The 7,467-nt window shown below is 35.0% G+C and carries 6 protein-coding genes; 1 reads left to right on the forward strand and 5 read right to left on the reverse strand.

Annotated features, from left to right (window positions below; all coding sequences use genetic code 11):
• Positions 1–562: 562 nt before the first annotated feature.
• The gene (locus tag HMPREF0518_RS02300; RefSeq protein WP_003625689.1) at positions 563–1,087 is read right to left on the reverse strand and encodes a helix-turn-helix domain-containing protein; all 525 of its coding nucleotides are present in this window, start codon (positions 1,085–1,087) and stop codon (positions 563–565) included.
• Between the two features lie 259 nt (positions 1,088–1,346).
• On the opposite strand from HMPREF0518_RS02300, the gene HMPREF0518_RS02305 reads away from it, so the two are divergent.
• Positions 1,347–1,619 carry a helix-turn-helix domain-containing protein gene (locus HMPREF0518_RS02305; protein WP_003625691.1) on the forward strand — a complete coding sequence of 91 codons (273 nt, stop codon included), beginning with the start codon at positions 1,347–1,349 and terminating at the stop codon, positions 1,617–1,619.
• Between the two features lie 399 nt (positions 1,620–2,018).
• Here HMPREF0518_RS02305 and HMPREF0518_RS02310 read toward each other — a convergent pair whose 3' ends face one another.
• The 4 genes from HMPREF0518_RS02310 to HMPREF0518_RS02330 all read right to left on the reverse strand — a co-directional run bounded on the left by HMPREF0518_RS02310 (position 2,019) and on the right by HMPREF0518_RS02330 (position 7,239).
• A complete protein-coding gene (locus HMPREF0518_RS02310) occupies positions 2,019–3,545 on the reverse strand; it encodes a DNA primase family protein (protein WP_003625693.1) in 1,527 nt (508 codons plus the stop codon).
• Positions 3,546–4,632: 1,087 nt separating this feature from the next.
• Positions 4,633–5,775 (reverse strand): SLAP domain-containing protein, encoded by a 1,143-nt coding sequence (locus HMPREF0518_RS02320; RefSeq protein ID WP_023193039.1) that lies wholly within the window; start codon positions 5,773–5,775, stop codon positions 4,633–4,635.
• Between the two features lie 118 nt (positions 5,776–5,893).
• Positions 5,894–6,889, reverse strand: coding sequence for a helveticin J family class III bacteriocin (locus HMPREF0518_RS02325; protein ID WP_003625697.1), 996 nt, complete (start codon positions 6,887–6,889; stop codon positions 5,894–5,896).
• Positions 6,890–6,921: 32 nt separating this feature from the next.
• Positions 6,922–7,239: a hypothetical protein gene (locus HMPREF0518_RS02330; RefSeq protein ID WP_003625699.1), complete on the reverse strand. Its 318-nt coding sequence runs from the start codon at positions 7,237–7,239 to the stop codon at positions 6,922–6,924.
• Positions 7,240–7,467 lie beyond the last annotated feature (228 nt).

Consider the following 7,467-nt stretch of genomic DNA (forward strand, 5'->3'; position numbering starts at 1 on the left):
TTAAAATATCACTCAAGGATAAATTATTTAGCAATTTAAATTGCTCTATCTAAAAATTTTTCACTCAATAAAACAGAATTTTTTCAAATTTGATCTCATATTTGTGTCTAGTAGATCACAAAAAAATAATTTTTTCAGGTAATCTATATTTTTCTAGTCCAACAAATGAAAAAAATTTTTTGTGCTCTGACTTTGAATTTGATTTTATTTTTTGCCATAGCTTTAAAATTAACTCGAAAGAAATTAGCACAAGAGCGCAAATTTGAATTAATTTTTTTGAGTAAAATCATTTAATTTCAAATTTTTATTGCGAAAAATTATTTTCTGCTTCAATTTTTTTGACGACAAAATTATGCTGCCAACATTTTTTAGCTTAATAAATTTTCACTGCGCTTAACAAAAATTATTTTTTCTTGCAAACATAATCTGTTTTTTTTGTGTGCAAGAAATTTCTTTTTCAAAACTCCAGAGATTATAATTGGCTTGTAAATATAATAATTATGTACAACACAAAAAGCTCCCAAGAAGCCTAAACAAGGCGACTGGGGCTTTTTTTTACACTTTATTTGCCAAAAATTCGTTGAAACCAGTTAGAGCGGGGCTTTTCAGCATTCTCGTTTGCTTGATTATCGGTTTCTACAGTTGAACTAACTTTCTCATCATTGCTCTCAGCACTGGTATTGCTATTTTCAAGGAGCTTCACTGTCATGTTATGAGAATCGTTAGCTAACTTACTAATGACTGCACTTTGACTCGTCCAATTAGAAATTTGTTGATCTTTTTCTTTTATTTGCTGATCTTGCTTTTCGATTCTAGCAACTAATCGCTTGTTTTCTGCTGTTAGTTGACTTACTTGTTCCTGTAACAACTCAATAGCTGTTGGTGTCTTGGAAGTCTTGTTAGACGGGGCTTTATGAGCTTCTAGATATTGTTTAACGTATGTTGCATTGAAATACTTAGCCTTACCTTTAGTGTGGTCTGGGCTAACATGTCTATCTGATAGCCATCTACTTACAGAAGCTTTGCTAACCCCTGCTATAGTAGCAATCTGAGTTACTGTATATGTCTTATTTTTGTCTATTTTCATGTTAGCTTACTCCTTGTTAGCCTAACTTGTAGAGTTAACATATAAATTGTAACATTCTTCTCAATAGTTTATATTAAACAATAAGAATAGCAGTAGAAATAAAGGATCATATTTTGATCGGGTTGCCCACTGCCTTAACACTATGCTAGTTAAAAGAAGGCGCACAATCTATGCAAAGACTTCTTAAGGAGCGGCACGTACGGAAAGCGGCACGTGCTTTTTTTGTGTACGATTAATTAGTTAGAAAGGGAAGATAATCATGACAACATGGAATGATGTAAAAAAAGAATTAACTTCTATTAGTCCAAAGGATATGAGTACTATTGAAGGTTTAGCATATCTACATGCCCAAAGGATTAAACAAGGAATCTCTCAAGTAGAGTTAGCTAAAAGAATTGGTATGAAACAACCACAATTAGCTAAAATTGAGAATCTAACTTCAATTCCCAGCTTAGAAACGCTAGATCGCTATGCTAAAGGCTTAGGCTTAAAGGCGGTAATTTCATTTAAACCATTAACTAATGGCGAGTAAAAAAGTTATGTCACAAATTTAAGGAACATAGCTTTTTTATTTAGCCTTACTATTAATGTGGCTTAGGTTAACCTGTTTTTTATGTTATTTAGATAGTTTAAAGTTACAAAAAAGGTTACAAAAACTGTAACCTTTAGAAATGTTGATATATAGGGCTTTATGTAGTATTGGTTACAAAGTTACAATTATTTTTTAAATATTATAATCATAAATTTAATTAAAATAGACCAATAATGAAGCATATATATAAATATATGTGGCTGTGTGAATTGAAAAAAATTGTAACCTTGTAACCTGCTCATAAACGTTGATACATAAGGAAAAATATGGTTACAAAAGGTTACAAAAAACTGTAACTTTTTTTGTAACCATACAAAAAAAGCCCCATTTAGGGCTCTTTTAATAGTTTATTTCTTTTAGACCAATTTTACTATCTGTATCATTTTCAACTCCATCAGGTAACAGCATCATATTTTGCCAAACTCTGGTAGCTTTGTAGCTAACTTTTCTAACAACTTCTTGGAATCCTAATTTTTTAATTTTCTTATTGAATTTTCGCTCTGTCATTCCCTTAACTTTCAAATTGTGCTTATCTGCCCAATCGATGAAATTAGTATATAGATCATGCTTCTCAACAATCCAACCATGATCCCCTGTATATTCTGGATCTGCCTCACATCTGGAAGCCACGAACCTGGCTACAGGGTCACTATCAAGCTGGAATTGTTTCCAATTCTCCTCGATAGCTTCACATTTAGGAAGCACATCCTGTTGAGATTCTCCTGTATCTCTACGTAACTTGGCAATTGAAAATGCATCAATACACTGTTTAGCGAATGCACCACGCTCTTTAGTAATTCTAAGCATTCCATATTTTTCTTCAAAATTCGGAATTTTGTGCCATTTGAAAATGTAAATTCTCCGTTTTTCCGCAAATCCTAAATTCTGAATCTCTGGCATGTCGTTTGTCGCAAATACCATTGTAGCGTAGTTGGCAAACCGCAAATTTCTTTTATTCTTGACCTCTGCGTCAAACGGATTACCACCAGTCAACTGTTTGGCTGTTCCCATCATTGATGAATCAATGTAAGAAGCATTCAAGTCATCATAGGTATTGAGTTCTTTGTGATACAGCTCTGCAAGTGCGAAATTAGTACCTGTCTTTACAATTTGATCAAACGACAAATGAGAGTTAGTCCGAGAACCAATTAACTTTGAACCCCAATAATCTAAAAATTCAGACTTACCGTCCCCACCTTCACCAGTAATGAAGATCACGAATTGAAGTGGTTTGTAGGAGCGGTAGAAGCTAGCACCAATAAGGATTTTTATTAATTCTAATAGCTTCTCATCACCGCCTAGACTCTCTAATAACCATTGATTTGTACATTCTGCGTCACCATCTTCAAGATCGTAATCTCGCTTATAAGTGAAATAACGCTCAGGAGAATGCTCGACATTCTGATTCGTCATAATGTTATAATCATAATAATCAAATGGAATGTAGTTCAGATTCAATGGGTCACTCTGATCGAATGTATCTTCATACTTTCGTCTGTCCATTAACGCTGTAACAAGGTTAGCAGTATCGTTTACGACCTTATTACTTAGCAGATTATAGGCATGGCGGTACTCATCATCGTAAAAGTAGCTTGCCACGATATTCCTAATCCCTGCAAGATCAACTGGTTCCCAATAATCTCCATTATAGATGTAGCTGGTTGACTTGCCATTGTCGTCAACTACAGAAAACATCTCATTATCATCTAATATGGTCTTCGCTAACAAGTTTGGCTTAGCTCGCCAGCCTCGTGTATTACCGTACTGATCGATAATCGGTTGTGCCCAGCTAGGACGCGCTTTAAAATTACTGTCCTTTTTCTCAACTAAATGTAGTGAATTTTCTTTTTCTTTCTTTTTTGGCATACTAAAAAACCTCCGTTTTGCCAGACACGAGTTTGGACAATTCCGAAGGCTTCTTCTGCTTTGATCTATCTCACGAGACTTTGCAATAGGTATATTTTTCGTGTATAATACTTAGAGAATTAAGGACATAAATAGCGTCTTGAATTCATATAAAATTGACTGTTAGATCAAAGCAACTTCGAATTAGTTTACCAGACTGAGTCATCGGAATTGCTTTTTTCGTGTTCTCTTTTTAATTTCTTTCATTATTATACCAAACTTAATAGTCTTTAGAAACGTTGATATAATAAGGCTTTTTTTGCTTTTAGTTGATTCTAAATCCCAAAAATGAAGTCTTTTTAATTTGAGTTGATGTTAGTTAATTTTAAAGATAATACCATATTTGATGTACACGCAAAAATTTTAGTTTTCTGTGTTACAATCCATGTAGCAACGAAGTAATTACAGTGTTAGAAAGCAACATACTCAAAAAGCCCTACCGTGTTAGCGGTAAGGCTTTCTTTTTGCACATTTGAAGAATTCCCGATCTTTTATCCAATAAAAAAGACGGTCATTCGACCGCCCTGCTAATTTTTGAGCTACCAGCTAGTAGCCCACGCACATCACGTGCATACTTTCTCGTACTAGTAGTTATACCGATCGACCGCGAAAGCATCAAGTGCTTTAAGAAAGCTCTTAAGAAGCGATTAAAGCATATGCTTGATCAGTTTCTACGTTGATTCGTAGCATAGCTGCGCCACTACCAAGTCGTCCTTCGGGGCGACTTTTTTGCATATTTGCAAAATTTCCAATCTTCTGGGTACAAAAAAAGCGGTCACTCGACCGCCCACGTTTTGCATGCTCTTGTATCTACAAGACCACTTCTTCAATTCTATTATCATTATATCATGGTAAAATGGTTTTGGCATGCTTAATGCCCCTACACTGCTGTAAAAGGCTAGAAAGGAGCTGTGTCATGCAAGATTTACTTACTTCAATTCTAACCATTCTGTTTTTGCACGAACTAAATGAATTGCTTAAGCATTAACATTCATGCATTAACGGTTAAAGTCGTCTCTCGGGGCGGCTTTTTTGCATATTTGCAAATTTACTTCTTCACTGCGGCTGCTTGAGCTTCTGCAGCAGTGTTTGATGGAGTTAATGCAGTACTATCAGGATCAAATTGTACATCACTAGCCTTTACGTAACCATCGGAAAAAGTTACTTCTCCATGATTACTGTATACTGAATTGCTGACTAAATGGTAGAACAACTCTGCTTTCTTTTCACTTGGAACCCAGATATAAAGCAATTTATCTACTCTATAACTTCCGCCTTGTTTTCTAACCTGATCACCCTTAAAGTCAATTTTAGTACCATCAGCATTATAAATATCGGTTGGTTTAGTAAACTGAATCAGTGACTTTTTGGTTTTATTGTAAGTTACAGTTGGTATTTCTTTTGCAGCTTTAACAGAATGACTGTAAATCCAATAATTTGTTCCTTTAATATGATAGATTGCTAATTCACCGTCATCATCACCATCACTACCAGTATCAGCACGTGTACCTTTTTCCAAACGATCTACTGTAAATTTATCGCCTTGTTTTGCATACTTTCCTGAAGGCTGAACAGCATCTTTATCAGGTACCTCAACACAAAGAGCAGCACGCTTATCAGTTACAGTAACGGTCGTTTCTTCTGAGTTAGTTTCTTGAGATGAAGAAGAATTAGTGTTGACATTTGTATTAACACTAATTACGGGTCCTAAATTGTACGATTTAATATATTGCTTTTGTGGTCCACCTACTCTGAAATAGTGCTTACCATTTCTAAATTTATACGAGCCACCATAAGTAGTCACAGTTTGTCCTGCATATAACTTCCAGCGGCCGTTGTAAGAAGTTCTGCCATTAGAAGAACGATAAATATACGTATTATGAGTAATCTTTCTGGTTACACCATCAATGTTAGTAGCTTTTATATATTGATTTGATCCATATATTCTATAGTAGAAGTCACCATTAATTTTTACAGGTGTTGTCATGACATTAACTGTTCTGTAGGCATAGTATTTATTTCCTGTGCTTTTTCCATTTTTGTCATATCCCATTGAAGTATGCATAATCGTCTTGGTAATCGCAGTATCTGCATCGGTGCTTGCAGCTTGAGTTGTACTTGTTAAAGCAGCCAAAGGTGCAACAGCCATTAATGCAGTTGCAGAAATTAATAGAGCCTTATTCTTCATCATAATCATCCTTTTCAAATATCTTCATTGCAATTATATCACTATAAACAAGTTAAAGCATCAAAAAAGGGCATTAAGCCGCTGCGACTTAATGCCCAAAGATCAATTTATCTATATTAGATTAATCCCAAGTTAATTCATAGATCTTATTTAAAACAGTCTTATTTTTACCATACACATTAGCATGATAAGCTACGGTTAAGTAACAGTGATCTTCATCAATAATTTGAATACTTTCTACTTCACTGTGCTTACCAGAAATATCTAATCCACCAAATGCGCTTAAGTTTACCGAACTCCATTGGGATTCTGCATCTTCACTTTGTGCATAGTAAGGAATTTTAACAATTTGCTTGTGGTGAACTGACCAATGTCCATTTTTTAGAGATGGATAATGTTGACTTGAAATATAGATATTGCCATTATTATCAAGATCAAAACCTTGAATTGAATTGATAATATTATCCTGACCATCACCATAAAGATTTGAAATAGTAAAACTAGTTTGATATGGGAAACCGTCTAAGCTTACATACCCAGTGCCCGCATTGTCTAAGGCATTGTTAATAGTATCTAAGTCATAAATCGTAAAGTGACCAATTTCACCATCTTCAATAGTTGCAATTAAAAATTTAGTGTAATCTGGTGAAACAGCAGCTTCCGCATGAGTCATGTCATCACCGCTAAATGGATCAGAACCAGCACGGTTAAGATATGCTAAACGTGGAAACTCAGTGTTTGAAGCATGAGGACCTGAAGTGTAGCGAATATCAACACGTGCAATTTGCTTTGCCCATTTATATTTAGGATCGTTATAGGATGGTTTAACGCCTACAAACCATTGGCCAGCTCTAGTATTACCATTGATATCATCATGATTTCCGGCAAATTCCCAAGTTTGGGTGTGGCCGCCAGCTTGTCCTGACAATTCAAGAATAGAGTTATTAATATTATATCCACGATAACCGCGCAAGATAGTTGTTGTGTCTCCACGTAATTGCAAAGCGTAAACATATTTTGATCCTACATTACCCTTTTGAACAACTGCTTGATATCCAGTACCTAAATCAAATTGACTTAAAATATTAACATTTGTAGTTTCATTCAATGTTTTCATAATAAAACCTCCGAAAAATTTAAAAATTATTACTACTTTTCTTGAGTCTGCTCATCCATTTGCTTGGCCACTTCCGCAAAAATATCCTGGACTTCCTGCTTGTTCAGTTTGAACCCTTTGGCTTCAAGACTGTTCACTACTGCGTTGCCGACGCGGTTGATCTTTTGCTCATTAGAAAGATTTTCCTTGTCGTACAAGTTGACGTAACTCTTCATCAAGTAGTCTGCAGTATTGCGAAATTGCTCTAAGCGCTTGTTCTTGAAATGAACCCTGCTCAAGATTCCAACACCAATCACGCTAATTACCCATAAAGCTAGGGTAATCAGCTCAATGCAATCATGAATATCCATGACTAAATGAATCACCTCTCTTTTGATCAAATGATCAGAGGGGGGTAATGAATGTCCATCGGACTTCACCTCTGTTTGATGATGTTCAACAAGACACTAAAGCACTTGACTTATATTAGCTTTTAAGCTAATATGTAGGCATAAGAAATAACCGAAAGCTGATGATCATTCCGCCAAGAATTCGATTAACTTAGGTTGTTTTCTTTTTTTCATATCTCGTTGACAATA

The sequence above is a fragment of the Lactobacillus helveticus DSM 20075 = CGMCC 1.1877 genome, assembly GCF_000160855.1.
Taxonomy (GTDB): Bacteria; Bacillota; Bacilli; order Lactobacillales; family Lactobacillaceae; genus Lactobacillus; species Lactobacillus helveticus.

What these genes read in the sequence shown, in the direction of transcription:
- HMPREF0518_RS02330 (WP_003625699.1), bottom strand. Translation starts at nt 7,239, where the DNA reads ATGGATATTCATGATTGCATTGAGCTGATTACCCTAGCTTTATGGGTA.
- HMPREF0518_RS02300 (WP_003625689.1), bottom strand. Translation starts at nt 1,087, where the DNA reads ATGAAAATAGACAAAAATAAGACATATACAGTAACTCAGATTGCTACT.
- HMPREF0518_RS02325 (WP_003625697.1), bottom strand. Translation starts at nt 6,889, where the DNA reads ATGAAAACATTGAATGAAACTACAAATGTTAATATTTTAAGTCAATTT.
- HMPREF0518_RS02305 (WP_003625691.1), top strand. Translation starts at nt 1,347, where the DNA reads ATGACAACATGGAATGATGTAAAAAAAGAATTAACTTCTATTAGTCCA.
- HMPREF0518_RS02310 (WP_003625693.1), bottom strand. Translation starts at nt 3,545, where the DNA reads ATGCCAAAAAAGAAAGAAAAAGAAAATTCACTACATTTAGTTGAGAAA.
- HMPREF0518_RS02320 (WP_023193039.1), bottom strand. Translation starts at nt 5,775, where the DNA reads ATGATGAAGAATAAGGCTCTATTAATTTCTGCAACTGCATTAATGGCT.